This is a genomic window from Aeromonas sp. SCS5 (genome assembly GCF_001887375.1).
GTDB lineage: Bacteria > Pseudomonadota > Gammaproteobacteria > Enterobacterales > Aeromonadaceae > Aeromonas > Aeromonas jandaei.
On record NZ_LFCS01000038.1, the window covers coordinates 1 to 273 of the forward strand.

A 273-nucleotide genomic window follows, 5' to 3' on the forward strand; every position below is an offset into this window, starting at 1 on the left:
TTGCTGCCGGTGAGGTCCCCCTCATCCAGGGACACGCCTTTGCCCGGGATAAAGCTCGGCGCCTTGCCATCCGCGATGGTGAGCGGCAGCGTGGTACCGATGCGATCGCCATCCTGGTCGGCCAGGGTGACCGCCAGCGGCAGGTTGAGAGATTCGCTCCCCTTGTGATCCAGCTCACCACTCAGGGTGACCTTGGCGTTCACACTCCAGTTGCCGTTGTTATCGACCAAGCTCAGCTCGGCGCGCAGGATCTCGCGACCATCTGCCGTGGTG

General features: G+C 63.7%; 1 protein-coding gene. It reads right to left on the reverse strand.

Annotation, left to right across the window (positions count from 1 at the left end):
• A partial coding sequence (locus BS300_RS20855) for a hypothetical protein (RefSeq protein ID WP_143241881.1) occupies nt 1-273 on the reverse strand: 273 nt, incomplete at both ends.